The organism is Aeromonas sp. 3P (genome assembly GCF_051919745.1).
Classification (GTDB): domain Bacteria; phylum Pseudomonadota; class Gammaproteobacteria; order Enterobacterales; family Aeromonadaceae; genus Aeromonas; species Aeromonas veronii.
In genome coordinates this window covers 1,235,817-1,262,720 of sequence record NZ_JBQBED010000001.1, presented here as the reverse complement: position 1 = coordinate 1,262,720, position 26,904 = coordinate 1,235,817, and the positions used below count along the sequence as shown (strand labels likewise).

The following is a 26,904-nucleotide window of genomic DNA, read 5'->3' as shown; positions in this document are numbered from 1 at the left end:
AAGGATGCGCGATGAAGAGAGGTTGGTTGTGGTGGGGAAGTGGCGTTGTGGTGGCGGTGGCTGCTGTGGCATGGTGGTGGCGACCGCAGCCGACGCCGATCAGGCTGGCTGAGGTCGGGCGGGGGGATGTGCTGGTCACCGTGGTCAACACCCGGGCTGGCACCATCAAGTCGTGTCAGCGGGCCGGACTCAGTCTGCCCGGTGGCGGCGTGGTGGAGCAGATCGCCGTCAAGGCTGGGGAGCGGGTGGCGCAGGGAGATCTGCTGCTGACCCTCTGGAGTGACGACATTCACGCCGATCTTGCCCGTGCCCGTGCCCAGCAGGCCCTTGGCAAGACCCAGCGCGAGGAGCGTTGCAGCGAGGCGGCCTACTACGAGCGGGAGGCCAACCGGCTGGCCACCTTGCTGGCCAAAAATCTCACCTCCCGCACCCTCGCCGAGCAGGCCCAGAATCTGGCCGATACCCGCCGCTATGTCTGTCAGGCATCCCGTCAGCAGGAGCGGGTCGACGAGGCGCAGGTCGCCCAGGTGGAGGCTCGCTTGAGCGAGCGTCGTCTGCTGGCGCCGTTTGCCGGCGTGGTGGCGGAGGTCAACAGCAAGCTGGGCGAATACATGACCCCCTCACCGCCCGGAGTGGCCATGCCCCCGGTTATCGATCTCATCGACGATCGCTGTCTGTATGTCTCTGCCCCCATCGATGAGGTGGATGCCGCCCGCCTCAAGGTGGGCCAGTCTGCCCGGGTACTGCTCGATGCCATGCCTGGGCGCGATTTTGCCGCCACCGTCACCCGTATCGCCCCCTATGTGAAGGAGCTGGAGAAGCAGGCCCGCACCGTGGAGGTGGAGGCGGCGCTCACTGCCCTGCCCACCGATGTGCCCCTGCTTATCGGCTACAGCGCTGACCTCGAAGTCGAAGTGACCCGCGCCACCGATGTGCTGCGGGTAGCGGCCAGCAGCCGGGCCGACGATGGCAGCGTGCTGCGGCTGGAAGGGGATAAGCTGGTGCGGGTGGTACCCCGCTGGGGTGTGGAGAACTGGAACTGGATTGAGGTGGCCGAGGGGCTCGCCGCCGGTGATCGGCTGGCAGCTCAGCCCGGACAGATTGTCGGGGAGGGCCCTTTCAGCGCCGCCACGGAGCAGACGGATGAGTGATCTCATTCGCCTTGATGCCGTCAGCCGTCGTTTCACTTTGGGGGGGAGCGAAGTGGCTGCCCTCGACCGCGTCTCCCTGCGGGTTGCCGAGGGGGAGTATCTGGCGGTGATGGGCCCCTCGGGCTCCGGCAAATCGACCCTGCTCAATGTGCTGGGGCTGCTGGATCGGCCCGATGAGGGGCGTTACTGGCTGGGAGGGGAGGATACCGCCACTCTGTCAGAGCCGGCGCTAGCCCAGCTGCGCGGCCATCGCATCGGCTTCGTGTTCCAGTCGTTTCACCTTATCTCCCGCCTCACCGCCCGTGAAAACGTCGAGCTGCCGCTGATGTTGTGCGGGATCGCCCCCGCCGAGCGCCATCGCCGAAGCCAGCAGTTGCTGGGGGAGCTGGGGCTGGAGAACCGGGCCGGGCACCGCCCCGCCGAGCTCTCCGGCGGTCAGCGTCAGCGGGTAGCCATCGCCCGTGCCATGGCGATGGCGCCGCGGCTAATCCTGGCCGACGAACCCACCGGCAATCTCGACTCCCGCTCCGGGGAGGAGGTGATTACCCTGCTGGAGGGGCTCAACCGGGAGCAGGGGATCACGCTGGTGGTGGTGACTCACGACCCGCGCCTCGGTGAGCGGGCGGGCAGGCGGATCCTGATGAACGATGGCCGCATCAACATTGATAGCGGCGGTGGCTGAATGCGGCGGCCCGATGTGATCCGCTTTGCCGCCGTGGCCTTGCTGCGTCAGCGTTCACGGGCGCTGGTCTTGATCCTGGCGGTGAGTCTGAGCGTCACCTCGGTGCTGCTGCTCACCGCGCTGGGGGAGGGGGCGAGGCGCTATGTGGCCGACCAGTTCAGCTCCCTTGGCAAGGATCTGCTGGTAATGTTCCCGGGCCGCAAGGAGACCACCGGCGGGCTGCCGCCGGTCACCGGCAACAGTCTGCGGCAGATCACACTCGATGACATGCACTACCTTGGCCAGCATCAGCCAAACGTGCGGCTGGTGCCGCTGGTGATGGGCTTTGCCGAGGCCAAGCAGGGGGCGCGGCTGCGCCAGACTATGCTGCTTGGCAGCAGCAACGGGCTACGCGATACCCACGGGCTGGAACTGCTCTCCGGCCGCTGGCTGCCAGGGGATGCCGCAGAGGATCGACCGGCCGTCCTGCTCGGGGCCAAGGTGGCCCGTGAGCTGTTCGGTCAGGCCGATCCGGTCGGTCAGTGGCTGCGTTTTGACAATCGCCGCTTTCGGGTGGTGGGGGTCTTCACCAGCCAGAGCAGCAATCTGGGGATGGATATGGCCGAGGCGGCGCTGATCCCGGTGGGTAGCGCCATGCGGCTGTTCAACACCGAGGGGCTGTTTCGGCTGCTGATCCAGCCGCTGGCGGGACAAGCAGTGCCCCCGCTGGTCAAGCGACTGGAGCAGCTGATGCAGGCGCGCCACGGGGTGCTCGATGTAACCGTGGTGCGCCGTGACGCCATGCTGGCCACCTTCTCCACCATTCTCTCGACCCTCACCCTGGCAGTTGCCGGCATCGGCGCCATCAGCCTGCTGGTCTCCGGCATCATGATGATGAATCTGGCGCTGATCAGCACCCGCCAGCGCACCGGCGAGATCGGCCTGCTCAAGGCGCTGGGTGCCGATAGTCGCCAGATCCGCCAGCTGTTTTTGTGGGAGGCGCTGCTGCTGAGCGGCAGTGGCGCGCTGTTTGGCACTGTGTTGGGCTATGCCCTGGTTGGCCTCGCCGGAGTGATTTGGCCCGGATTTCCGGCGGCAGTCCCTCTGCTCGCTACTTTCTGCACCATACCGGCGGCCCTGCTGACTGGACTGTTTTTTAGCTGGCTGCCCGCCTCCCGGGCCGCAAGGCAAGATCCGGTCAGCAGCCTGCGCAGCGGGCAATGGAGCGGTGGCTGATGCGCGCAGCTGATCTGCTGTTCTGGCTCTGGCGCGCCTTGTTGGCGGGGCGCAGCCGCAGTCTGCTGTCGGCGCTCGGCATCGCCATCGGGATCGCCTCGGTGACCCTGCTCACCGGCATCGGCGAGGGGCTCAGGCTCTATCTGCTCGACAGCTTCTCCCAATTTGGCACCCGGCTGATCGCCGTGACCCCGGGCAAGACAGAGACCGCCGGCGGCCCGCCCGGCATCCTCTCCAGCAGCCGTCCCCTGCTGCTGGAGGATGCCGATGCCCTAGCCAGATTGGCAGGGGTAGAGGCGGCGCTCCCTGTGGTGCAGGGGCAAGGGGAGGTGCGCAGCCGCGGATTGACCCGCAGCACTGCCATTCTGGGCACCGGTTCGGCGGCGCTCTCCGGCTGGCGACTCACCCTGGTGCAGGGACGTTTTCTGCCCGCGGACGACAGTGCCATGCCCCGCGCCTATGCGGTGCTGGGGGCCAAGGTGGCGGCTGAGTTGTTTCCCGGCGGAGATGCGCCGGGCAGTCTGCTGCGGGCCGGTGATCGCCGTTTTCGGGTGGCCGGCGTGCTGGCGCCCAAGGGGCAATTTCTCGGCTTTGATCTGGATGACATGATCTATCTGCCCGCCGCTCACGCCCAGGCGCTGTTCAACAAGGAGGGGCTGCAGGAGATCGACGTCATCTATCGCGCCGGACAGACGGAGGCCGATATCACCGCCCAGATCCGGCGGGTGCTGATCGCCCGCCACGGCGCCGAGGACTTCACCCTCACCTCCCAGCAGGACATGCTGACCAGCCTCGACAAGATCCTCTCCATCATCAAGCTGGCGGTTGGCGGGCTCGGCATTATCTCGCTGCTGATCGGGGCGGTCGGCATCTTCAGCATCATGAGCATCGCCCAGCAGGAGCGGATCCCTGAAGTGGGCTTGCTGATGGCGTTGGGTTGCCCACGGCGGCGCATTCTATTGTTGTTCCTGCTCGAAGCCGTGGTGTTGGCGCTGCTGGGCGGGGCCATGGGACTGGCCCTGCTCGGGGGGCTCAAGCTACTGCTCACCCTGCTGGCGGCCGGCTTGCCGCTCACCCTCCATCCTCTCTATCTGCTGCTGGCGCTCGGTTGCAGCGCTCTGGTGGGTCTGCTGGCCGGGGTCGCTCCTGCACTGCGGGCAGTGCGTCTCGACCCCGTGGTGGCCCTGCGCGGTGACTAGGTCGCCCCTTTCGCAAGAGGCGCATTACGCTCGGGTCTGAGCAGAGGGGGACTAGGCGACCACCTCCGCAACCGACAGGCTGCGCTCAGATCTGAACAGGGGGAAGTAGCGGCGATCCGCCTGACTCATGTGGCCGACTACCAGCTCCTGAATGATGAAGTTGAGCAGCTCGTCGTTGCCCAATGTCCCCGCTTTGGCGGCGTGCAGCAGTTGGCTCGCTTTGTTGAGCAGGCGCTGGTGATCCTGACGGTGGCTGACGAGTTCCCGATAGTCTATCTCCGCCAGCATCTGCTCTTCAAAGGCGAAGTGGTGACGAGCCATGTCGAACAGGCTCTCCAGACTCTCCAGAAATGGGGCCGGATCCTCGTGCTGATCTTTCATCCGCTCCAGCAGCCGGTTGGTCAGCACGAAGAGCTGGCGATGCTCGGCATCGATGCGCGGGTGACCGCACTCGTGGCCGGGTTGCCACAGCAGGGCGCCCTGCTCGGGATCAAGGCCTTCGGTATAGAGGCAGACCCGGCCGCGGCCGCGATTCTTCGCCTGATACATGGCCTGATCGGCGTGGTGCATCAGGGTCTTGGCATCCTCCCCGTGCTCGGGGTAGAGCGCCAGCCCGATACTGCTGGAGATGAGCAGCTCCTGCCCCTCCAGCTGGAACGAATGGCGCAGCTGCTGGTGCAGCTTGTCGGCTACTGCCAGCACTTCGTCGCCGGTCTCCGGCAGCAAGATAACGAACTCGTCGCCCCCCAGCCGTGCCACCAGATCCTGTTTGCGCACGCAGTGGCTCATCCGCTCGGCCACCATATTGAGCAGAATATCCCCGGTCTCATGACCGAAGGTGTCGTTGATCGGCTTGAAGTGATCGAGATCGATAAACATCAATGCCAGCGGACGGGGCGTCTCCTGCTCCATCAGCTCCTTGAGCCGTTGCTGCAGCAAGCGGCGATTGGGCAGCCCGGTGAGGGGGTCGTAGAAGGCGAGGCGGCGCATCATCTCCTCTCGCGCTGCCCGCTCGGTGATATCCCGGGTGACCCCGAGGATCGCCTCCGGCTGGGCATTGTGGTTGCCATGGAGGGTGATGATGGTTTCGGTCGCCACCAGATGGCCATCCTTGTGGCGCAGCTGGGTGCGAATGACCCGGCGAGTCTGGTCATGCTCCCCCCGCTGCCAGGCCTCCAGGGTGGCGGAGATCTCCTCGCGCAGCAGTTGCCTTGAGGCATCCGGCAGCAGCTGTTTGAGGGGCAGGGCAAACAACTCGGGGGCTTCGTAGCCGCTCAGAGGGGCGATGGCCGGGCTGACATAGCGAAAGCGCAAGCTGGCGGCATCCATGGTCCAGATCACATCGGCGCTGTTCTCCGCCACGAAGCGATAGTGCTGCTCGCTCTGGGCCAGTTCACGGGTCAGCCGCTGGCGATCCCGCGCCTCCTCACGCAGGCGCAGATAGAGGTGCAAGAAGATGCCGAGCAGGGTCATCAGGGTAAAGGTGATGAGCATGGCCACCGCCACGCTCTTGTCGAGCAGTTGCCGTTGCTGGCGCAGCCGCTCCTGCGCCGGGTCGTAGATAAAGCGGTCGAGGTTGGGCAATACCGTGAGCATGCCCGCCTCCAGATAGGTTTTGGCGATCTGTAGCCAGCGCTCCTGCTGCATGTAGCCAGGTTCGATCAGATCTGGCTGCATCAGCTCTCTGGTTTCGCGAGCCTCGAACTCCAGCTGTTCACGGCCAGCCCCGGTCGGGTACTGCTCCATGATCAGGTTGATCATCTCTTCGGGGTGGTCCATCGCATAGCGCCACCCCTTGAGGCTGGCCTGCTGGAAGGCGTAGACCCGATCCTGTCGGGTGATCAGCTCCCGCTCGGAGGTAAACAGGTTGTCGCCGTAGAAGTCGAAGTCGATGGTGCGCGGACTGAAGACCCGATAGGGGATCCCTTTTTGTTGCAGATAGAAGGGCTCGGTAGTGCTGTAGGCGCTGATGGCATCCACCTTGCCCGCCAGCAGTGCCTCTATCCCCTGTTTGTAGGGAAGGGTGACCCAGTCGCGGCTGCGGGTATGGTGGGAAAGGTAGGTCAGCAGCTCGTTGGAGCCAGGCTCCAGCATCAGTCGCTTGTTGGCCAGATCGGCCGGGTTGCGAATATCTGGCCTATCCAGCGTGAGCAGAACCAGCGGCGAGTGCTGCAGCAGGGCGGCGAGCACCACCACCGGGCGACCGGCAGCCCGATCCAGCAGCAGGTCACTGCCGCTGATGCCAAACTGGGACTTTCCCGAGATCACCTCGCTGACCACATCGGTGCGGGAGTCCGCTTCGCGCAGGGTGACATGCAGACCGGCCTCCCGATAAAACCCTTTGGCGATGGCCGCGTAGTAACCGGCAAACTGGAACTGGTGTTGCCACGGCAACTGGACGATGACCTGCTCGCCGGCTCGCACGGGGGAAGAGGTCAGGGTCGCGATGACCATACCGACCAGCATTGGCAGAAACCAGCTGAGGGGCTGGCGGGGGGCTGCGTTCTCCGTCATACAACGTTTCTCTCGGGAGCGGTGTCTAGGCTAGATTCAAGCAATTTTGTGTCACCTGCAAGGGGAGAAAAGGCGTTTGCAATGGGGTATAGGGGGGTTGGGAAGTCATTTTTGTGTCGTTCATCACACGGGATGGATACATGCCGTTTTTTTGCAAGTTATGTGACCAATAAGAGAGTCATATGGCCTATCGAAGTGGTCGCATTCTAGCCACTTTTTCCCGTTTTTATCGTTGTCATTGTGGCTTGACTGCATTTTTTCCGTGGTTGCACGTCAAGCTGTGTCGTTATATCAATAGATACTTTTATAGGGCAGTCAGGTGTGACGCAAATGTATCGCGGCTGCTGCGCACCGGTTAATGTGCAACGGCTCAGTGATGGTACCCCGTCAGTGTTATCATGCTGCCCCCAGTTCCGGATAAGGTCTTTTTATGTCCCGCTTGCGTCTGCTTCTCTCCGACTCTCACGATCCCCTGTTCAATCTGGCCGTTGAGGAGTGCATCTTCCGCCAGATGGACCCCGGTCAGCGGGTGCTGTTCCTCTGGCGCAACGCCAATACCGTGGTGATCGGCCGAGCCCAGAACCCGTGGAAGGAGTGCAATACCCGCCGGATGGAAGAGGACGGGGTGACCCTGGCGCGTCGCAGCAGCGGTGGCGGCGCCGTGTTCCACGACCTTGGCAACAGCTGCTTCACCTTCATGGCGGGCAAGCCGGAGTATGACAAGAGCGTCTCCACCGCCATCGTGCTGGACGGGCTCAAGCGATTGGGGATCGAGGCGTTTGCCTCCGGTCGCAACGATCTGCTGGTGGCCACCCCTGACGGGGAGCGCAAGGTATCGGGGTCGGCCTATCGGGAGACTTTGGATCGCGGGTTCCACCACGGCACCCTGCTGCTGGATGCCGATCTCGGCCGCCTTGCCAACTACCTCAACCCCGACCCCAAGAAGCTGGCGGCCAAGGGGATCACCTCGGTGCGCAGCCGGGTGGCCAATCTGTGCGAACTGTTGCCAGGGATCGGTCATCAACAGGTGAGCGAGGCGCTGGTCGAGGCCTTCTTCCACCATTACGGCGCGCGAGTTGAGCCCGAGCATATCTCCCCCGAGCAGATGCCGGATCTGCCGGGCTTTGCCGAGACCTTCGCCCGCCAGCGCAGCTGGGAGTGGAACTATGGCCATGCCCCGGCCTTCAGCCATCTGCTGGAGGAGCGGTTCAGCTGGGGCGGGGTGGAGTTGCACTTTGATGTGGAGAAAGGGGTCATCACCCGGGCGCAGCTCTTTAGCGATACTCTGGAGCCGGCCCCGTTTGATCTGCTGGCGGCCGAACTGGCGGGTTGCGGCTATCGACCGGAGGCTGTCGCCGCGCGCCTGCAGCCCTGGCTGGCGGCCTTTCCGCATCAGCAGAGCGAGCTGGCGGAGTTTGCCGAGTGGCTGTTGACCTCCCTGCGTTGAGGGGGACGCTGCGCTGATGGTGGTCTGGTAGTGAGGGCGCTGTCAGCCAGGGTGGGAGCAAGATCACGAAATCTAAAGAGGCGCCTCAAAGGCGCCTTTTTGCCAGCCCTTGTTATGGCTGATACATGACAAAAAGTAGGGTAGGCCATTAGATATTGTCACTGTCGGCCCCGCAGGTACAGGGGTATAACGGCCGCACATTTGCTGTACTAATGGTATAAAAATGAGTGACTTAGTTTATTTGCAAGACGAAAGCGTCAATGCCGTTCACCCCGATTTCTCCGCCCGTTTCGCCACAGTCAAAGCCAACTTTTTCTCGCGCAATCCCGATCTCTGGCCCGTTTTTCGCGAACCCGGATTTGCCACCCTCAACGAATTTCGGGCCCGTGGTCTGGCGCCCGATGCCCGCCTGAACGCCTGGCCTGATGGCCGTGCCCGCCTGGCCGATCTCTGCGAGACCATGCCGGTGCCCGCCACCATGCGCACCTCGGGCGAGCCGATGGCCGAACTGCTGTTTGCCGCCGCCCTGTCGAAGGATTGGGAGAATCCCTCCAGCGTCGAGAACGTCATCACCATGTCGGCGGATCCCGCCATCTACGGCGCCCAGATGGGAATTCTGGCCAACCCCAATCTGGTCTACTCCGAATACGCCGGAGTGGCCGAGGAGCTGGAGAAGAAGGTGGTGCGCCAGATTGCCCTGCTGGCAGGCTATGACCCCGAGCGGGCCACCGGCATCTTCACCCAGGGGGGTACCTTCTGTAACCTCTACGGCTACCTGCTCGGCATTCGCAAAACCTTGCCGGAGGCCAAGCACAAGGGGCTAGGCCACTATCAGGATTACCGCATAATCAACTCCCAGGGCGGTCACTACTCCAACATTACCAACCTCTCCCTGCTCGGGGTCGACATCGAGAACAAGACCATCCGCATTCAGGTCGGCGAGAACAACGACATCGATCTCGACCACCTCGAGCGCACCCTGACCGCCTGTTTTGCCCTGAAACACGTGGTGCCGACCATCATGCTCACCATGGGCACCACCGACACCTTCGGTGTGGATCAGGTGAAACCCGTGTTCGAGCTGCGCAATCGCCTCTGCGAGCAGTTCGAGGTGGCGGTCAAACCTCACATCCACGTCGATGCCGCCATCGGCTGGTCGATGATCTTCTTCCTGGGTTACGACTTTGCCGCCAACCCGCTCGCCATCAACAGCGCCACTCTGGCGGGGATCGAGCGCAACGTGGCACGCTTTGCCGAGCTGAAATATGCCGACTCCTTTACCGTCGACTTCCAGAAGTGGGGCTATGTGCCCTACACCTCCAGTCTGGTGATGATCAAGGAGCAGGATGATCTCAAGGCGATGGAGAATGACCCGGAGAACTTCTCCTACTTCGAGCGGGACATTCAGGGCCAGACCCACTTGCAATCCACCATCGAGTGCTCCCGCGGCGCGAGCGGCCTGTTCGGTGCCTATGCGGCGCTCAACTACATGGGAGTGGAGGGGTATCGTATCGTGCTGGCCCACTGCCTGCAAAATGCCAACTACTTCCGCTTCCGGTTAAGCCAGCTCGGCAACGTCAAGCTGGTGGCGCAGGAGAATCAGGGGCCGAGCGTCGGCTTCAAGATCTACAACCCCGAGTGGGTGAGCGATCCGGAAGCCGAATTCGCCTTCGAGCTGGCCCGCTCAAGCGATCCCGCCTACAAGACGCGGTTGCAGCGCAACACTGACTATCACCGCAGCTTGTTCAAGGGGCGCGGCAAGGTGGGGCTCTACACCAACTGGGTGGAGGCGGTGGCCCACTCCGACTATGACGCCCGCGGCAAGTACTCCTATATCGCCGGAGAGAAGGCGGTCTTTATGAACCCCGCCTGCACCCGTGAGCAGATCGACACCTTTATCGACCATATTCGCGGTTGATGGATGTTGCCCTGACAGCCGAGCGCAGCCTGTGATGGCAAGAGGCGGTCAGGATACCTCGCCAACAGATAGACAAAGGGCAAGCCAATTGGCTTGCCCTGCTGTTTTTGCAGCACTGTGCGTAATCAGTGGGGAAGGCCGGGTTCAGAGGGTCAGCAACTGCTCGTTTTCGACAATTTCGCACCCGGCGGGCATTTTCGAGAGGGCGATCATAGCGCGAGCCACCTGACGGGCCTCGATGGCGCGCCAGCGGGCGAGCTTGCCCACCAGCAGTGGCCGAAACAGCGGGTAGATGGTCTGAAAGACCTGCTCGGAGAGGCGCGGTGGCTGGCGATCCCCCAGCAGCATGGCGGGCCGCACGATGGCGAGCCGTGGCCAGGATTGGGCCAGCAGGGCCTGCTCCATCTTTCCCTTGGTACGCGGATAGAGAGCCGGGGACGATGCGCTGGCCCCCATGCTCGAGACCACGATCAGCCGTTGACAACCGTGGCGGCGGGCCAGCTCGGCAAAGGCGACCACATAGTCGAGATCGACCCGGCGAAACGCCTCGGCAGAGCCCGCCTCCTTGCGGGTGGTACCAAGGGCACAGAAGGCGATATCGACCGGGCGGGAGAGGGTGACGCTGGCCAGATCATCAAAATTGACCGGCAGCCAGTGGTGTGCCTCCTTGCCCGGCTGGCGACATAGCAGGGTCAGTTCATGTTCGGCAGGCAGTTGCTGCAGCAGTTCGCGACCGATCAGGCCGCTGGCTCCGGCAATCAGGATCCGGCTCATGGGGATTCTCCCTGTGTCATTCGATGGTGTTGATGCCATGGTGGCTGCTCATCAGCATCAGGCAATTTGCGGGCAGCTGCAATGGGGAGAAATGACTCAGTGTTGTCGGGCAGGATGAATTACGCGGGGCTGGATAAAACAAAACCGGCGCGAGGCCGGTTTTGCGGGATATCAGAGCGGGGTATTGAAAGCTGCTGGCAGTGGGAAGTCACCCGTCACTGTGGTCAGCCTGTCATTGGCGAAGGTGACAGTGAGCTCTTTGCGCTCCTTGTCGCCGTGGCCCGGCTGGAATTCATAGAGGTAGTACCAGGTGTTGGGGTCAAAGCCGTCACGCAGCATGGGGGTTCCCAGTACATAGCTGACCTGCTCGCGGGTCATCCCCTGGCGCAGTTTGTCGACCTGTTTTTGTTCCACATAGTTGCCCTGGGGAATATCGATACGATAGACCAGGCTGCAACCGGAGAGGGTGAGGGCGGTCAAAGCCGCGGCAATCAGGTGTTTCATCCGCATATCGAGTTCAGATCATCCATACAGTCTTTTTGGCTCGGCAAATCATACCGACTCCCTCCACGGAAGTAAAAAGCCATTGATCCATCAGCCAATAAAAAGGGCCGCACTGCGACCCTTTCTGGCAATCCGGTGGCCTTTACATCGCCGCGCGGAAGATGGCAACGATCTCTTCGTGGCTCGCCTGTTTCGGGTTGGTTAAGCCGCAGGCATCTTTCAGGGCGTTGCTGGCCAGGGTATCGAAGTCATCGGCCTTGACGCCGAGATGCTCCAGACCGGCCGGGATCTTCACATCCAGCGCCAGCTGCTTGATGGCGGCAATGGCAGCGGCGGCGCCCTGCTCGTCGTTCATGGCGCTCACATCCACCCCCATGTAGCGGGCGACATCCTTCAGACGAGCCGCGCTCACCTGGGCGTTGAACGCCTGAACGTGGGGCAGCAGCACGGCGTTGCAGACACCGTGGGGCAGGTCGTAGAAACCGCCCAGCTGGTGGGCCATGGCGTGCACATAGCCGAGGCTTGCGTTGTTGAAGGCCATGCCGGCCAGGAACTGGGCGTAGGCCATCTGCTCGCGGGCATGCAGGTCATCGCCATGGTGAACGGCGGTGCGCAGGTGCTTGGCAATCAGCTCGATGGCCATCACGGCGCTGGCATCGGTTACCGGGGTGGCGATGGTGGAGACATAGGCTTCGATGGCGTGGGTCAGGGCATCCATACCGGTGGCGGCGGTGAGACCGGCCGGCTTGGCCAGCATCAGCTCGGGATCGTTGACCGACATCAGCGGGGTAACGTGCTTGTCGATGATGGCCATTTTCACGTGGCGCGCTTCGTCGGTGATGATGCAGAAGCGGGTCATCTCGGAGGCGGTACCGGCGGTGGTGTTGATGGCGATAAGCGGCAACTGCGGCTTGGCGGAGCGATCCACCCCTTCGTAATCCTTGATGCTGCCACCGTTGGCGGCGACCAGCGCAATGCCCTTGGCGCAGTCGTGGGGCGAGCCGCCACCCAGCGAGATGACACAATCGCAGCCGTTGGCCTTGATCATGGCCAGACCCGCTTCGACGTTGCTGGTAGTGGGGTTGGGTTTGGTCTCATCGAAAACAGCGCTTTCAATACCATGTTCAGCCAGCAGGGTGGTGAGCTTGGCGACCACGCCGATCTGGTTGAGAATTTTGTCGGTGACGATCAGCGCCTTGCGATAGCCGTAACCTTTGATATCGGCGGCAGCCTCTTGCAGACAGCCGGCACCCATCAGGTTGATAGCGGGAATATAGAACTTGAATGTAGCCATGATGGACTTCCTATAGTTAGCCATTAAGTGGTAGTTGAGAGCTAGGCTACCATCTAGAAAGGGATACAAAAGCATCTTGTTTACAACTTTACGGGGTCGATCACGAGTCGTTAATTAAGCGCTGAACCAGGCTTGACTTTCCTGCATCTGACTCGATTGGCAGAAAACGTTTGTCAATTATTTCATTGAGTTAGCAAACGTTTTGCGCAATGTTTGTCACTGTCAATGCGTGGAAGTGTGAGGCGCTTCAAGGAATTGGAAAGCGCTTTCGACCATAGTTGGCGCCTCCCCGAAGAGGGGGGTAAAGGCTTGAAAGTATCATAAAGAATCATCTTAACTTGTGCCCTGACCATGCTGGCAGGGGGCAACCAGGAGTCCAATATGTCTGATGTATTTCACTTGGGTTTGAAGAAAGCGGATCTGCAAGGCGCCACCCTGGCGATCGTCCCCGGTGACCCCGAGCGCGTGAAGCGTATCGCAGAGCTGTTGGATAACCCGGTGCACCTGGCCAGCCATCGTGAATTCACTACCTGGCGCGGCGAGATGGACGGCAAGGCCGTGATCATCTGCTCTACCGGTATCGGTGGCCCGTCCACCTCCATCGCGGTAGAAGAGCTGGCCCAGCTGGGTATTCGCACCTTCCTGCGTATCGGTACCACTGGCGCCATCCAGCCGCACCTGAACGTGGGTGACGTGATCGTGACCACCGGTTCCGTGCGCCTCGACGGTGCCAGCCTGCACTTTGCTCCGATGGAGTTCCCGGCTGTTGCCGACTTCGACTGCACCACTGCGCTGGTGAACACCGCCAAAGAGATGGGCTCCAAGCTGCACATCGGTGTGACTGCCTCCTCTGACACCTTCTACCCGGGTCAGGAGCGTTACGACACCGTATCCGGCCGCGTAGTGAGCCGTTTCCAGGGTTCCATGAAAGAGTGGCAAGCCATGGGCGTGCTGAACTATGAGATGGAGTCCGCAACCCTGCTGACCATGTGCTCCAGCCAGGGCCTGCGTGCCGGTATGGTGGCTGGCGTTATCGTCAACCGTACCCAGCAAGAGATCCCGAACGCCGAGACCATGGCGAAGACCGAATCTGATGCCATCAAGATCGTACTGGGCGCTGCCCGCAAGCTGATCTGATAGCATCACAAAGAGTGGGGGGTGGGGGCCGTTGCGAAAGCACGGCCCCTATCTTTATCCGCCGTTTGTCCCCTGTTCTTTTCCCGTCACCCCTTTCACTGATCCCGCCGCACTCGCGTTTATTACCATCTACTGACGGCCTCTACCCATTGCCTCTAAAAAGGGGCGGCACAGCGGATCTGCATCGGCTCGCTGTTTACCGGATGAGTAAAATCCAGCTCGCTGGCGTGCAACATCAGCCGCGGCGCCTGTTCGCAACCCGGTTGCAGCAGACCGCCATAGAGATCGCAGCCGAGGATGGGGTGGCCCAGCAACTGGCTGTGGATCCGCAGTTGATGAGTGCGGCCGGTCTCTGGCACCAGCCGCACCCGGGTCAGTGGCACAGCCTGATCTTGCATTAGCTGATCCAGACGCTCAATCACCTGATAGCGGGAGCGGGCGGGCTTGCCGCTGGCGGCGCAGATCTTCATCAGCGGGAAAATCGACGGATCCTTGGCGATGGGGGCGTCGATAACCCCTTCGTCGTCAATCAAATGACCGCACAGCAGGGCGCTGTAGGCTTTGCTCACCGCCCGCTGACTGAACTGCTGGCAGAGCAGGGCATTGATGGCCTTGTTTCTGGCCACCACCATGATGCCTGAAGTGCCAAAATCGAGGCGATGCACCAGGGTGCAGCCGGGGAAATCCTGCACCAGTCGATAATGAACAGAGTCGAGATTCTGCGGATTTTTGCCCGAGAGGCTCAGCAGGCCGCTTGGCTTGTTGATGAGCAGCAGGTGCTCATCTTCGAACAGGATCTCGATGGCGGCCTTGCAGGGCGGAGCAATGAAGGTATCGACGATAACGGACATAGGGGGCACGGGCAGAAAACGGGGGGCGATCATACCCGAACCGGCGCGGCTGGGCGAATGGGCGGTGCGCAGTCTCGGAAAATGAATGGGATGACGCCATGCAACCTTTTGATAATGAGCCGCGTTGAGCGGGGCGGTGTGCCGTGCAAACCGCCCAGGTCAGCAACAAGGCCCCGTTTTGTGACCCCCTCCCGAGTTCATCCGAGGCTTGCTTGTTAAGGTATGGCTCCCTGTTATGTTGTAAGGACTCATCCCATGGCACTGCCCGTTATTCTCGATTGTGATCCCGGCCACGACGACGCCATCGCCCTGATTCTGGCGCTGGCCAGCCCTGAACTTGACGTGCTGGCGGTCACCACCAGCGCGGGCAACCAGACGCCGGACAAGACCCTCAACAATGCCCTGCGCATCCTCACCCTGCTGGGACGTGACGATATTCCGGTGGCGGCGGGGGCACCGAAACCGCTGGCCCGCGAGTTGATCATCGCCGACAACGTCCATGGCGAATCGGGCCTCGATGGCCCCAAGTTGCCGGATCCCGCCTTTGCACCGCAGAGGATGACGGGGATCGAGCTGATGGCCAAATGTCTGCGCGAGAGCCTAGAACCTGTGACCCTGGTGCCGACCGGGCCGCTGACCAATATCGCCCTGCTGCTGGCGGCGCATCCCGAGCTCAAACCCAAGATTGCCCGCATCGTATTGATGGGGGGCGCCGCAGGGGCTGGCAACTGGACGCCGGCGGCGGAATTCAATATTTATGTGGACCCGGAAGCGGCCGATATGGTGTTCAAGTCGGGTATCCCCATCACCATGTGTGGCCTCGATGTGACCCATGAGGCGCAGGTGATGGATGAGGATATCGAGCGGGTGCGCGCCATCACCAATCCGGTGGCCCAGTGCGTGGCCGGGCTGCTCGACTTTTTCATGATCTACCATCGGGATCCCAAGTGGGGATTTGCTGGTGCACCGCTCCACGACCCCTGTACCATTGCCTGGTTGCTGGCTCCCGAGCTGTTCCACGGGGTCGAGTGCCGGGTCGATATCGAGACCCGGGGTGAGCATACCGTGGGGATGACGGTGGTGGATCGTTATGGTCTGACCGGCAAGCCAGCCAATGCGCTGGTATTGTTGGGGCTGGATCGTCCGGGCTTTATCGATCTGCTGGTGACGCGGCTGCGGGCGTTTGACTGAGCGCCGGTTCATTTTTGCAAGAAGGGGCGGGGAATGTGGAAGAGAGGCTTGGTGCTGCTGGCCGGGTTGCAACTGACTGGCTGTGCGACGCCATTCGAGCGGATGTGGCAGGGGCTGGCGACCTGTGAATTTACCGATCTCTATGTGGATGAGACGGGCAGGCCCGCCAATCTACAACTGGCCAACTACACCCCCTACAAGGTGAGCGACGGCTTTGCCTGGTACAAGGTGCACGAGGAGCTGCACGGCTTGCCGGTGGTCGGCTTTATCGTGCCCGCCTCCAGCTTCGAAGTGCACGCTCTCTTTGTCGATACTCCCATCGCCAATGCCCGCCGGTTGACCCACAACGCCTACGGCAGCGAGTTTGGTGACGAGCAGAAGCATGACGAGGGGTTGGCGCCCCTGCTGCTGCGCGATCCCAACAACCCCAAGCGCTCCATCATCGACTGCACCCGCGGCGAGTCAGACGGGGAGCTTGAGGATTCGGCCATGCCCGAGTAGAGCCACCTGTCACGCCATCGGCCTGAAAAAAGAGGGGCCAGCCTTGCCGGCTGGCCTCTCTTTTTTATTGTTGCTTAGCGCCCTGATCAGGGATAGCTCAGCGTCTCCTTGATAAGAGGCAGCTGGGCCTTGATCCACGCCGGATTGATGGGCCCCCAGTCGCTGATACGGTAGTGCCCCTGCAGGTGGCGAGCCCCCTCGGTCTGCTCGAAGGCGCAGCTGATATCGAGTTCGGCCAGCGCGCTCAGGGTATCTTGCGCGGTGCGGCGCGGCATGCCGGTCGCCTCCATGATGGCAGGTACCGTATCCGTGCCCTGACTGATCAGCCAGGCCACGTAGAGTCGCCGGTAAAAGCTGGTGCGGGTCTTGCTCGGCTCACTCATATCTCGTCCTCAAGACGATCGAAGTAGCGCCAGGTCGCAATGGCTGCTTTGCCCATCACCAGTGCCCAGAGGCCGAACCAGAACCAGCGGAAGAAGCTCCAGGTGGAGGCGTCAGGTTCCGTGCTCTCAATCTTGGTGACGTTGGGGAACATGGAGAACATGTTCACGCGCCAGCCGTAGGAGGTAATGATGGCCAGGCGTTTCTCGAACTCCATGGACTTGGCCTTGGCTTGGACGTCGGCGGCGTTGAACTTGAAGTAGAAGGGCCAGCCCCACTCGGTATCTTCGTTGCGGAACACCCGGATCTTCTCGCCGGGGCGCTCGGTGTAGATGTAATAGACGTCGGTGGTGGGGCCGTCAGCCGGGTTCTTCTGGCTGATGGGGCCATCCTTGTCGGTGCGCTTCACCTCGACCCCGGTGATGGTGGCGATGGTGTGCTCCGGCAGGTAGTAGTCGAGCCAGGCGGCGGAAATGAGGGCGATGAGCCCCAAGGCGATAAAAGCGGGTTTCTTGAATCTCAGGCTCATGGTGTTCTCACGTGAGGGGGAGTGACGTGCCTCTACCATACCGATATTTGACAGGGCAGCCCAGCCCCTTATGGCACCAACGGCCAAAAAATGGCGTTTAAAACAGAGACAAAGCCATTGCTCCATCAACAAGAAAGGCCCCTGCGGGCCTTTTTGTCTGGTTCACTTTGTTCGCTTACAGCTGGAATTGGGCCAGCTGCTTGCGTTGCTGCTCGGCGAGCTGGGAGAGTTCGTTGCTGGCACTGGCGCTCTGGCTGATGCCGGCAGAGCTCTGGCTCACGATCTCGTGAATATTGGTGATGTTGCGGTTGATGTCGGCGGTAACGCAGGACTGCTCCTCGGCGGCGGTAGCGACCTGGGCGTTGGCGTCGTTGATCTGGCGCACGGCACCGGTAATGCCGCTTAGCAGATCCTGCACCTGAGCCGACAAGCGCTGGTTATGGCTGAGGATCTCCAGAGTCTCCTGTACGCCGTTGTTGGCGGACTGGGACTGGCCCTGCAGCCGCTCGATGATGGCCTGGATCTCCTTGGTGGAGTCCTGGGTGCGGGCTGCCAGCATTCTCACCTCGTCGGCCACCACCGCAAAGCCGCGCCCCGTTTCACCGGCTCGTGCCGCTTCGATGGCGGCATTGAGCGCCAGCAGGTTGGTCTGCTCGGAGATCCCCTGAATCACTTCAATTACCTTGCCGATCTGCTCGGACTGGGATTTGAGCTGAGCCACGATGGCGGCGGCATCTTCCAGACTGCCTGCCATCCGGCTGTTGGCGGCGATGCTTTCGGTAAAGAGGGCGAGCCCCTGTTCGACCCGGCCATTGGCATCCCGCGCCAGCTCGTCGGCGATGGCGGCGTTGTGGTTGACGTTGTCAGCGGTGCTGGAGAGTTCGGTCACGGCGGAGGCGACCTGTTCGATCTCGCTGTGCTGCTGCTTTGCATTGGCCTCGGACTGGGTCATCACGGCGGCCAGCTCGGTGGCGGCGGAGGCGACGCTGTTGCTGATTCCGGTCAGGCTCTCGATGGTGCTACCAAGTTGCCCCAGAGTGAGATTGATATCTTTGGCCAGACGGGTCAGCTCGTTGTTGCCCTCCGCTTTGGCGCGCACGTTGAAGCGCCCTTGCGCCACGGCGTGCATCACCTCTTGCAACTGACCGATGGGGCTGACGATGCGCCCGGAGAGGACCCAGCCACAGATCAGCGCCGCCAGCAGGGTACCGGCGGTGAGCAGCAGGGTACGCAGCAGGGTGGCGTCGTAGTGGGCCTGCTCTTCGGCCAGCTCTTGCTGGATCAGCTGGTTGATGTGGGCGGACATGCTGTCGATCTGCTTGATCAGCTGTTCACCCAGCTCGCGGAAATGGAGGCGAGCCGCCTCGTAGGCGACCGGATCGCCGCCACCCTGATGTTTTTGCGCCAGCAGCGGCAGCATGTTGCTGCGGGTATGGCTGAGGTAGGCCTGCAGGGCAGCAGCGACCTGACGGTTATCCTGCTCGGCACCGGGGAGCACCAGACGGCCGAGGATGGCGTTGATCTCCTGCTCGGCGCTGTTGAGGTTTGCGGGCAGTGCGGCAAACAGCTTGGCATCGTAGAGGCCATAGATGGCGCTGGTGCGTAGCCGGTAGGTGGCGTGGATCAGTTTGGCAATATCGTCCTTGTGCTGGACCACGGTCTGGGTCGTCTCATCTATGTCATTGATGGCTTCATCCAGACCCTGTTTGCTGATGGCGATCATCACCATCATCAGCAGGCTGGCCAGCAGCAAAGGTATCAAGACCTGGACACGTATTGATAGATTATTCAATGACATAAATGGCTCTAATCCGGAATTGGAGGAGCCGACATATTACACATGCACGTCAGGAGCTGTCACAGGCTTTTATTGCTGAAATGTGCTGAAGAAAAGGTTTTTTCTTGTGAGAAAGGAGCCATTTAGGCATGATTTAGCGCTTTATCCCCTGAATATGTGGTACAACTGGCTGGGTTGTGTCAATCCTGTCCCGTTTTCGTGATTTCCCGCTCTCGTCATATGGAGGTGTGTTGTGTCCAGCTGGATCGATCCGGCCATTCTGGCTCTGTTTATCCCGACCTTTTTCTTTGTCTCGGTGACCCCCGGCATGTGCATGACTCTGTCGATGACGCTGGGGATGAGCCTTGGGGTGCGCCGTACCCTGCACATGATGTGGGGAGAGCTGATCGGGGTCGGGCTGGTCTCGGTGCTGTCGGTGATCGGGGTGGCAGCCATCATGCTCAACTATCCGGGGATCTTCGCCGCCTTCAAATATGTGGGGGGCGCCTATCTGGTTTGGCTTGGCATCCAGATGTGGCAGGCCAAGGGGAAGATGGCCATTCCGGCGGATCTCTCGGCCGGTCAACAGACCAGCGCCATGGGGCTGGCGCTGCAGGGCTTTGTCACCGCCATCGCCAACCCCAAGGGGTGGGCCTTCATGATCTCCCTGCTGCCTCCCTTTATCTCTGCCGACAAGCCGATGGCGCCGCAGATCAGCGCGCTGGTGGCGCTGATCCTGGTCATCGAGTTCTCCTGCCTGTTGCTCTACGCCAGCGGTGGCCGCACTCTGCGCCACTTCCTCGCCAAGAGCGGCAACGTCACCCTGATGAACCGCATCGCCGGTACTCTGATGCTGGGGGTGGGAGTCTGGCTGGCGCTCGGGTAAGAGCTGTCAGTGACTCTCGCCACAAAAGAAAAATGCCACCGGTCGGTGGCATTTTTTATGAGCACCGGGTGGCTCAGCGAGGCTTGAAACGCTCGACCCAGGGGTTGGCGGTGAGGCCGTGCAGGATGACGCTCAATATGATGGTGCAGAGCACGGTGGCGATGATGGGGCGCTGGCCAATCAGGGCAGGCTCGTTTTGCAGCACCATCACCGCAAAGACGATACTGGCAAGGCCCCGCGGGCCGAACCAGCCGATAAAGAGTTTGAGCTCCGGCTTGAGGCCGGTACCGATGAGGCTCAGCCAAACCGGCACCATCCGCAGCAGGGTGAGGCTGGCAATAGCATAGAGCCAGTATTGCCAGTGCAGCAGCTCCGGCAGAATGGGCATCAGGGTCGCGCCAAACACCATCCAGATCACCACGGAGAGCAGGTCGCCGTAGCCTTCGCAGCTGTCCATATAGGCGTGCTTGTGCTCGCCGAGGCGGTGGCCGATAAAGAGACCGCCGACAAAGGCGGCGATAAAGCCGCTGCCACCGAGAGTCTGTGCCAGCGCAAAGCAGAGCAGGGCCAGCCCCGGCATGGTGAGCTGGCGCCAGAGCGGCAGTTGCCAGCCGTTGAGATAGGAGATTTTCAGTAGCCGGATGGTGAGGCTGGTCAGTACAAAGGCGACCAGCAGGCCAATGCCGATCTCCTCCAGCATCAGGGTGATAGCCAAGGTGGCGGTGCCTGCGTGCTGCTCTGTGGGGGCGATAAGAGCCAGCAGCAGAAGCAGCACAGGCACGCAGATACCGTCGTTGAGGCCGCTCTCCTGATTGAGCCCTTCACGCACCGGTGCCGGCACCGCGGGGTTGCTTACCACCGCCTTGCCGAGCGCCGCATCGGTGGGGGCAAGAATGGTCGAGAGGATCGCCATCTCCAGCAGTGGCAGGTCGGGGAAGATCCAGTGGCCAAACAGGGCGCCACAGAGCAGGGTGAGGGGCAGGCCAATCAGCAGCAGCCGGATGGGGAGTTGGCGGTTGGCCAGCAATACCTGCCAGTTGGTGTTGGCGGCATCGTTGAACAGCACGATAACCAGCGTCAGCTCGGCCAGCAGCTTGATGCCGGCGCTGTCGATAGAGAGGGCGATCAGCTCCACACCACCCGGCCCCAGCAACCAGCCGGTCAGCAGAAAGAGCAGGGGGCCGTTGACCAGTTTTGATTCAAAGCGCCCCGCGATCAGGCTGTAGATCAGCAAGAAGGCAGCGATCACCGCCAGATTCTGATAAAGCAGGTGTGCATCCATACAACCTCCTTCCAGCCCCGCGGGGCGGTTTAATCGGTCAAGCAGTCCGGGTCGAACACATACTCGCCGTCCAGCCAGCGCACGATTTCGTCTACGCAAGCCTGATCGCGAAACGGCAGGTAGCGCGCCTTGAGGGCGGCAATCTGCTCGGGGGTGAGCTGTGCCAGCCCCAGATCCTGAAACAGCGGCAGGTCGGCCTCGATCATCGCCGAGATCTGCGGGCCACAGGTGGCGTTGAGGGCTGCATGCAGCGCCTTGTCGGGGTCGTACTGCTTGCCGAGTCGGTAACTCATCGGCAGGGTAGCGAGGGGCAGGGCGGAGAGCGCTGCCTGTTTCATCGGGTTGACCGCATGGCCAGAGACCAGCTCTGCCAGCTCGGCGGGGCGGTTCTCGAAGGCGCGCAGGTGCAGGTAGCTGCTCGCCTTGCTGCCATCGTTAACCGGGTAGTTGTCCCACAGGAAGGGCTTGCGGCCGAGCAGCTCGGTCACCTGCTTGAGGTGTACCGCCGGATACTCGGTCGAGCAGACCTTGGGGCCGGTCCAGAAGATCTCGAAGCGGCGGTCTAGCTGTTCGCCAATCTCCTCCAGATAGCGCGGTGGCATGGCACCGAACACCTTCTCCAGCACCGGATCGGTCGAGTAGTAGCTGGGGCAGAAGATGAGGCGGGCCGCCTTGCTGTGGGCCGCGATGTCGTGGGCGATGGTGAGCTGGTGACGGGCCAGATCCGGGGTATCCCCCTTCATATCGTCAAACAGCACCGCCAGAATATCGGGCTGCAACATCTCGTCGATGAGGCGCACTTTCTCAAGCAGCGCCGGGCGTTTGCGATCGTAGTCGTGATGAGCCCCCATCGGGCTCAAGCCCACCCCGAAGGCGAGCCCGTTGGCGCGGCACTGACGCGCCAGCTCGGCGAGATCTGCCAACTGCTGCTCGGGCCAGGGGAGGGCCCAATGCTTGCGCAGATAGCCATCCTCTTTCGGGGCGTAGATATAGAAGCCGTAACCGTGGCGTGGCAGCCACTGGGCGTAGCGGGCGCGGGCCTGCCAGCTCCATCCCTTGCCAAAAAAGCCTTCAATCACCCCCAGATTGGCTGCGGGGGGCAGGGGGCCGGACAGCAAACTTTGATATGGCATAACTCTCTCCCTTCTTGCTGGGGACTTGATACGGGACGGTCGGTCAGACCGGGTCATCTTCCTGAAAGCGCACCCCGATCTTGCTCGGCACGCTCTCGTCCATTTCGGCCACGGTCCAGATCAGGCCCTGCCATTCGATGTGGTCACCGACCACCAGATTATCGCCCAACTGACTGGCAATAAAATCACCCAGTGTCTGATCCGCCACCTCGCTCACATCCAGCCCGTAGAGAGGGGCGAGATCCACCAGCCGCGCGGCTGCTTCCAGCAGGAAGTCACCGAAGAAGCGGGGGCCGAGATCCTGCTCCGGCGCCTGGCTAAAGAGCTGGCCGAGGGCAGGGAGGTCACGTTCGTGACCGATGACGCAGAGGATGTCATCGGCCTGCAGACAGGTACTGCCCGAGGGGTGGAGCAGCTCGCGGCCACGAAACAGGGCGCAGATCCGGGTGCCGGTGGGCATCTGCAGATCCCGCAGTGGCGAGCCGATGCACCACTTCTCTTCCCCCAGCTGGTAGACGAAGGTCTCCCACTGGCTGTCGAGATCGATCTCGAGTCCGGAGCGGTTGATGGGGGACGGTGGTGCAGGTACTTCCACCCGTGCCAGTTTTGATGCCAGCGGTAGCGAGCTGCCCTGCAAAATCAGCGAGACCAGCACCACGAAGAAGGCGACGTTGAAGTAGAGCTGGGCATTGGGAAGTCCCGCCATCATGGGGAACACTGCCAGAATGATGGGCACGGCGCCGCGCAAGCCGACCCAGGAGATAAACCAGCGCTCGCGGGGGGCGAAGTTCTTGAACGGCAGCAGCCCGATCCAGACCGACACCGGGCGGGCAAACAGGATCATCCACATCGCCAGCGCCAGCGCGGGCAGGGCGATGGGCAGCAGCTTGTGGGGGGAGGCGAGCAGCCCCAGCACCAGAAACATGCCGATTTGGCTGAGCCAGGTCAGACCGTCCAGCACCGACAATGTGGTGCTGCGGCTGCGCAGGGCGAGGTTACCGAGCAACAGACCGGTGAGATAGATGGAGAGAATGCCGCTGCCACCGACCGCCGTGGTGAGGGCGAAGATCAGCAGGCCGCCGCTGACGGTGAGCAGCGGATAGAGCCCCGGCGCCAAGCGGGCGGTGTTGATGAGGCGCCACAGCAGCCAGCCGCCGCCAAGGCCAATCCCGGCGCCAAGACCGAACTGCTTGACCAGTTGCAGCAGCAGGAAGCCCCCATCCAGCCCTTGCTGGGCGGTGGCGAGCACCTCGATGAGGGTGACGGTGAGAAACACTGCCATGGGGTCGTTGCTGCCTGACTCTATCTCCAGAGTGGCGCTCACCCGCTCGTTGAGGCTGCGTCCGCCAAGCAGGGAGAAGACCGCCGCCGCATCGGTGGAGCCGACGATGGCGCCGATCAGCATCCCCTGCATCAGGTTGAGGTCAAACAACCAGGCAGCGGCGAGCCCCGTCAGGCCGGTGGTGATGGCCACCCCGACCGTCGCCAGCGACAGGGCAGGCCAGAGCGCCACCCGGAACGAGGAGACCCGGGTGCGCATGCCGCCGTCGAGCAGAATGATGGCAAGCGCCAGGTTGCCCACCAGATAGGCGATGGAGTAGTCAGCGAAGTGGATGCCTCCTGGGCCATCCTCACCGGCCAGCATGCCGACGGCGAGGAAGATAACCAGAATGGGAATACCGAGGCGGGAAGAGAGGGCGCTCAACAGTACGCTGGCTCCCACCAACAGGGCAGCGACAAAAAAGAAACTGTTGATGGTAGCGGCATCCAAGGGCGAACTCCTTCCTAGTAATGTGCAAAGTAGGCACATTATATGCAGTTAGGCCCCCCTTGTGTGGCTTATTTGTGCATCAATTTGCACTTTCTTACATTTTTCATCCCTTTTTTCAGCATGGCCGCGCCATATTCTGACAGTGACGGGGTTATCGAAAGCGGAGTCAAAGGAGCGTCGATTTCAGGATGCGCAGGGAAGAAAGGGCGGGGAAAAGCGAAACGGCACAGCAGAGGGAGAGGGGAGCACAAGGGCGCTCCCCACGGGATGGGGCGGGATTCAGTCGTCCTCGTCATCCTTCACTTCGCGGATCTTGTCCTTGTAGTTGGGCAACTGCTTCTCCAGCCGTTTCATGTCTTTGATGGCATTGAGAAACAGCCCGAGCAGGAACAGCAGCGGCAACCCTATCCACAGCCAGAGATTCATGGGATTTTCCTTTCGTCAGGACAGGTGGTGACATAACGGGCCAAAATTTCATCAAGGTTGGCCAATATGGTCGACTTGCCTTCAATATCCGCCTGTTGCAGGCAAAGCGCCAGTGCCGCGGGATCGAGTCGCTGCTCGTCGGACTCCAGCGAGAAGCTGATATGCCAGGGCTCGTAGGCGACGCCGCTACCTGCACCGACTGGTTTGGCATAGGGCAGGAAGAAGCCGAAGTCGCTCATATGATCGCTGAGCCACTCGCTGAGATCTGCAAACCAGCCCCCGGCTTCATACTCCCAGGGCTCCAGTGCCAGTTTGGTATCGGCGGGCAGGCAGTCCGGGTCGTAGATATCGAGATCGGTCCCCCAGTGGTGACGACTGGTGCCGGGCAGGGCACTCCAGCGCAGGATGGCGTGCAGCCGCTCTATCTCGCCCAGCTGCAGGGCATCGATGGGCTGACTGTTGGCATCGAGCAGAGGCCGTTCGCCGCGCCACTTGCCATTCCAGATGGCGAGCTGGCGCTCGAAGCTGCGCCAGCTGGAGGCAGCCTGCAGGTTGAACCCCTCATAGGCGGCCGCCACCTGCATGTCATTGAAGGCCGCCGCGGTGGCGGCGGTCAGACGATGGGGGCCGCGCCCCACCAGAATAAGGTGGCTCTCGTCGAGCCCCAGCAGTTGTTCCTGCGTCATGCCAGCAATCTCTCGAGCACCCCTTGGTACATGTCCGCCAGCAGATCCAGATCGTCCGCCTTCACGCACTCGTTCACCTTGTGAATGGTGGCGTTGACCGGCCCGAGCTCAATCACCTCGGCGCCGGTGGGGGCGATAAAGCGCCCGTCGGAGGTGCCGCCGGTGGTGAGCAGGGCTGGCTGCTGGCCATTCACCGCCTCGATGGCAGAGACTGCCGCCGCCAGCAGTTTGCCGGTGTCGGTGAGGAACGGTTGGCCGGAGAGGGTCCAGCTCAGCTGATAATCGAGGCCATGTTTATCCAGCAGCGCTTCGACCCGCTCGCGGATATCCAGGTCGGTCAGTTCGGTGCTGAAGCGGAAGTTGAACTGTACCTGCAGCTCGCCCGGAATGACGTTGGAGGCGCCGGTGCCGGCCGAGATGTTGGCGATCTGGAAGCTGGTGGGCGGGAAGTAGGCGTTGCCCTCATCCCACACGGTGGCAGCGAGTTCCGCCAGCGCTGGCGCGGCTTTGTGAATGGGGTTGTCCGCCAGATGGGGATAGGCGACATGGCCCTGCACTCCGCGAACCAACAGATCGCCGGTGATGGAGCCGCGGCGGCCGTTCTTCACCACATCGCCTACAACGGCGGTGGAGGAGGGTTCACCGACGATGCACCAGCGGATCTTCTCGTTGCGGGCCTCCAGGGTGTCGATCACCCGGGTGGTGCCATTGATAAAGGGCCCCTCCTCATCGGAGGTGATGAGAAAAGCGATGGACCCGGTGTGATCCGGATGCTCGGCCACGAAGCGCTCGACCGCTACCACCATGGCAGCCAGCGAGCCCTTCATGTCGGCGGCACCACGGCCATAGAGCACGCCATCCTTGATGGTCGGCTCGAACGGCGGGGTGTGCCATTTGTCCAGCGGCCCGGCGGGCACCACGTCGGTGTGGCCGGCGAAGCAGAACAGCGGCCCCTCGCTGCCGCGACGGGCCCAGAGGTTGGTGGTGTCCTCAAACACCATGGGCTCGATAACGAACCCGATCCTGGCGAGGCGCTCCGCCATCAGGGTCTGACACCCTTCATCGAGGGGGGTAACGGAGGGGCGGCGGATCAGATCCTTGGCCAGTGCGATGACATCCGACATCAGTTGTCCTTAGTTGTCCTTAACGGGAGAAGAGGGATTGGTAGTGATCAGCCTTGAAACCCAGGGTCAGTTCGCCGTCACGGTCGAGCAGCGGGCGCTTGATCATGGCCGGATGTTCCATCAGCAGGGCGCGCGCCTTGGCGGTATCGAGTCCCTGTTTGGCTTCATCCGGCAGGGCGCGGAAGGTGGTGCCGCGGCTGTTGAGCAGGGCTTCCCAGCCGAGTTTTGCCAGCCAGCTGTCCAGATCGTCCGGGTTCAGGCCGTCGGCGCGGTGGTCGTGAAAGCGGTAGTCGATACCGGCCTCATCCAGCCACTTGCGGGCTTTCTTGATGGTGTCGCAGTTCTTGATGCCATAGAGGGTGATGGCCATGGGGAGTCCTTCTCTTGTGGGCGCTGGCCGTGGCCGTGCCCGAAAATCCGAATCAACACAGTGCAAGGGCCCGATTCTGGCATTGTGGCAATCCCATGGCAACGCCGATGGTCCGGCTCGCGGGTTTTACCGGGACTGGTCACACCTGAACGGCGCTTTGA

The 26,904-nt window shown here is 62.0% G+C and carries 25 protein-coding genes; 10 read left to right on the top strand and 15 right to left on the bottom strand.

Going from position 1 to position 26,904, the window contains the following annotated elements:
* Positions 1 to 11: 11 nt before the first annotated feature.
* The 4 genes from ACTG19_RS05615 to ACTG19_RS05600 are packed head-to-tail and all read left to right on the top strand — an operon-like array spanning position 12 to position 4,247.
* A complete protein-coding gene (locus ACTG19_RS05615; protein WP_113738801.1) occupies positions 12 to 1,151 on the top strand; it encodes an efflux RND transporter periplasmic adaptor subunit in 1,140 nt (379 codons plus the stop codon).
* The gene (locus ACTG19_RS05610) at positions 1,144 to 1,833 is read left to right on the top strand and encodes an ABC transporter ATP-binding protein (protein WP_040066014.1); all 690 of its coding nucleotides are present in this window, start codon (positions 1,144 to 1,146) and stop codon (positions 1,831 to 1,833) included. The genes ACTG19_RS05615 and ACTG19_RS05610 overlap by 8 nt, the downstream gene beginning before the upstream one ends.
* Positions 1,834 to 3,048: an ABC transporter permease gene (locus tag ACTG19_RS05605; RefSeq protein ID WP_069527918.1), complete on the top strand. Its 1,215-nt coding sequence runs from the start codon at positions 1,834 to 1,836 to the stop codon at positions 3,046 to 3,048.
* Positions 3,048 to 4,247 carry an ABC transporter permease gene (locus tag ACTG19_RS05600; RefSeq protein ID WP_043818601.1) on the top strand — a complete coding sequence of 400 codons (1,200 nt, stop codon included), beginning with the start codon at positions 3,048 to 3,050 and terminating at the stop codon, positions 4,245 to 4,247. Before ACTG19_RS05605 ends, ACTG19_RS05600 begins: the two co-directional genes overlap by 1 nt.
* 51 nt (positions 4,248 to 4,298) lie before the next feature.
* On the opposite strand, the gene ACTG19_RS05595 is transcribed toward ACTG19_RS05600, so the two are convergent.
* A complete protein-coding gene (locus tag ACTG19_RS05595) occupies positions 4,299 to 6,761 on the bottom strand; it encodes a diguanylate cyclase domain-containing protein (protein ID WP_439988847.1) in 2,463 nt (820 codons plus the stop codon).
* Positions 6,762 to 7,191: 430 nt separating this feature from the next.
* On the opposite strand from ACTG19_RS05595, the gene ACTG19_RS05590 reads away from it, so the two are divergent.
* Complete coding sequence (locus ACTG19_RS05590) at positions 7,192 to 8,208, top strand: lipoate--protein ligase A (protein WP_439988846.1); 1,017 nt, start codon at positions 7,192 to 7,194, stop codon at positions 8,206 to 8,208.
* A 223-nt stretch (positions 8,209 to 8,431) separates the two neighbouring features.
* Entirely contained in the window at positions 8,432 to 10,126 is a 1,695-nt protein-coding gene (locus ACTG19_RS05585; RefSeq protein ID WP_236268457.1) for a pyridoxal phosphate-dependent decarboxylase family protein, read from the top strand.
* A gap of 144 nt (positions 10,127 to 10,270) precedes the next feature.
* Here the strand turns inward: ACTG19_RS05585 and ACTG19_RS05580 are convergent, their stop codons facing one another.
* From ACTG19_RS05580 to yiaY, 3 genes are all read right to left on the bottom strand, one after another.
* Entirely contained in the window at positions 10,271 to 10,900 is a 630-nt protein-coding gene (locus ACTG19_RS05580; protein ID WP_113738797.1) for an NAD(P)H-binding protein, read from the bottom strand.
* Positions 10,901 to 11,071: 171 nt separating this feature from the next.
* A complete protein-coding gene (bamE, locus tag ACTG19_RS05575; RefSeq protein WP_005337980.1) occupies positions 11,072 to 11,410 on the bottom strand; it encodes an outer membrane protein assembly factor BamE in 339 nt (112 codons plus the stop codon).
* 136 nt (positions 11,411 to 11,546) lie between these two features.
* Positions 11,547 to 12,698, bottom strand: coding sequence for an L-threonine dehydrogenase (gene yiaY / locus ACTG19_RS05570; protein WP_439988845.1), 1,152 nt, complete (start codon positions 12,696 to 12,698; stop codon positions 11,547 to 11,549).
* 381 nt (positions 12,699 to 13,079) lie between these two features.
* Between yiaY and udp the strand changes: the two genes are divergently transcribed.
* Positions 13,080 to 13,835 (top strand): uridine phosphorylase, encoded by a 756-nt coding sequence (gene udp, locus ACTG19_RS05565; protein ID WP_005337975.1) that lies wholly within the window; start codon positions 13,080 to 13,082, stop codon positions 13,833 to 13,835.
* Between the two features lie 155 nt (positions 13,836 to 13,990).
* Here the strand turns inward: udp and ACTG19_RS05560 are convergent, their stop codons facing one another.
* Entirely contained in the window at positions 13,991 to 14,686 is a 696-nt protein-coding gene (locus ACTG19_RS05560) for an RluA family pseudouridine synthase (protein ID WP_439989592.1), read from the bottom strand.
* A gap of 255 nt (positions 14,687 to 14,941) precedes the next feature.
* Between ACTG19_RS05560 and rihA the strand changes: the two genes are divergently transcribed.
* Both rihA and ACTG19_RS05550 read left to right on the top strand, forming a co-directional pair.
* The gene (gene rihA / locus ACTG19_RS05555) at positions 14,942 to 15,877 is read left to right on the top strand and encodes a pyrimidine-specific ribonucleoside hydrolase RihA (protein ID WP_439988844.1); all 936 of its coding nucleotides are present in this window, start codon (positions 14,942 to 14,944) and stop codon (positions 15,875 to 15,877) included.
* Between the two features lie 33 nt (positions 15,878 to 15,910).
* A complete protein-coding gene (locus ACTG19_RS05550) occupies positions 15,911 to 16,378 on the top strand; it encodes a hypothetical protein (protein WP_005337958.1) in 468 nt (155 codons plus the stop codon).
* A gap of 86 nt (positions 16,379 to 16,464) precedes the next feature.
* Here ACTG19_RS05550 and ACTG19_RS05545 read toward each other — a convergent pair whose 3' ends face one another.
* From ACTG19_RS05545 to ACTG19_RS05535, 3 genes are all read right to left on the bottom strand, one after another.
* On the bottom strand, positions 16,465 to 16,761 hold the full coding sequence (locus tag ACTG19_RS05545; RefSeq protein ID WP_005344341.1) for a winged helix-turn-helix domain-containing protein: 297 nt from the start codon (positions 16,759 to 16,761) through the stop codon (positions 16,465 to 16,467).
* On the bottom strand, positions 16,758 to 17,288 hold the full coding sequence (locus ACTG19_RS05540; protein WP_005337948.1) for a DUF1523 family protein: 531 nt from the start codon (positions 17,286 to 17,288) through the stop codon (positions 16,758 to 16,760). Before ACTG19_RS05540 ends, ACTG19_RS05545 begins: the two co-directional genes overlap by 4 nt.
* A gap of 175 nt (positions 17,289 to 17,463) precedes the next feature.
* Entirely contained in the window at positions 17,464 to 19,086 is a 1,623-nt protein-coding gene (locus tag ACTG19_RS05535) for a methyl-accepting chemotaxis protein (RefSeq protein ID WP_113738792.1), read from the bottom strand.
* A 232-nt stretch (positions 19,087 to 19,318) separates the two neighbouring features.
* On the opposite strand from ACTG19_RS05535, the gene ACTG19_RS05530 reads away from it, so the two are divergent.
* Entirely contained in the window at positions 19,319 to 19,951 is a 633-nt protein-coding gene (locus ACTG19_RS05530) for a LysE family translocator (RefSeq protein WP_005344345.1), read from the top strand.
* Positions 19,952 to 20,024: 73 nt separating this feature from the next.
* Here ACTG19_RS05530 and ACTG19_RS05525 read toward each other — a convergent pair whose 3' ends face one another.
* From ACTG19_RS05525 to ACTG19_RS05495, 7 genes are all read right to left on the bottom strand, one after another.
* Positions 20,025 to 21,233, bottom strand: a complete 1,209-nt coding sequence (locus tag ACTG19_RS05525; protein WP_113738791.1) for a cation:proton antiporter — start codon at positions 21,231 to 21,233, stop codon at positions 20,025 to 20,027.
* A gap of 29 nt (positions 21,234 to 21,262) precedes the next feature.
* On the bottom strand, positions 21,263 to 22,366 hold the full coding sequence (locus ACTG19_RS05520) for a beta-N-acetylglucosaminidase domain-containing protein (RefSeq protein WP_113738790.1): 1,104 nt from the start codon (positions 22,364 to 22,366) through the stop codon (positions 21,263 to 21,265).
* Between the two features lie 43 nt (positions 22,367 to 22,409).
* Positions 22,410 to 24,137 (bottom strand): potassium/proton antiporter, encoded by a 1,728-nt coding sequence (locus tag ACTG19_RS05515; protein WP_113738789.1) that lies wholly within the window; start codon positions 24,135 to 24,137, stop codon positions 22,410 to 22,412.
* Between the two features lie 279 nt (positions 24,138 to 24,416).
* Positions 24,417 to 24,563, bottom strand: a complete 147-nt coding sequence (locus tag ACTG19_RS05510; protein WP_005337933.1) for a hypothetical protein — start codon at positions 24,561 to 24,563, stop codon at positions 24,417 to 24,419.
* Positions 24,560 to 25,249, bottom strand: coding sequence for a M15 family metallopeptidase (locus ACTG19_RS05505; RefSeq protein WP_113738788.1), 690 nt, complete (start codon positions 25,247 to 25,249; stop codon positions 24,560 to 24,562). The genes ACTG19_RS05510 and ACTG19_RS05505 overlap by 4 nt, the downstream gene beginning before the upstream one ends.
* Positions 25,246 to 26,373 (bottom strand): succinyl-diaminopimelate desuccinylase, encoded by a 1,128-nt coding sequence (gene dapE / locus ACTG19_RS05500; RefSeq protein WP_201990445.1) that lies wholly within the window; start codon positions 26,371 to 26,373, stop codon positions 25,246 to 25,248. The genes ACTG19_RS05505 and dapE overlap by 4 nt, the downstream gene beginning before the upstream one ends.
* A gap of 19 nt (positions 26,374 to 26,392) precedes the next feature.
* A complete protein-coding gene (locus ACTG19_RS05495; RefSeq protein ID WP_201990443.1) occupies positions 26,393 to 26,743 on the bottom strand; it encodes an ArsC family reductase in 351 nt (116 codons plus the stop codon).
* Positions 26,744 to 26,904 lie beyond the last annotated feature (161 nt).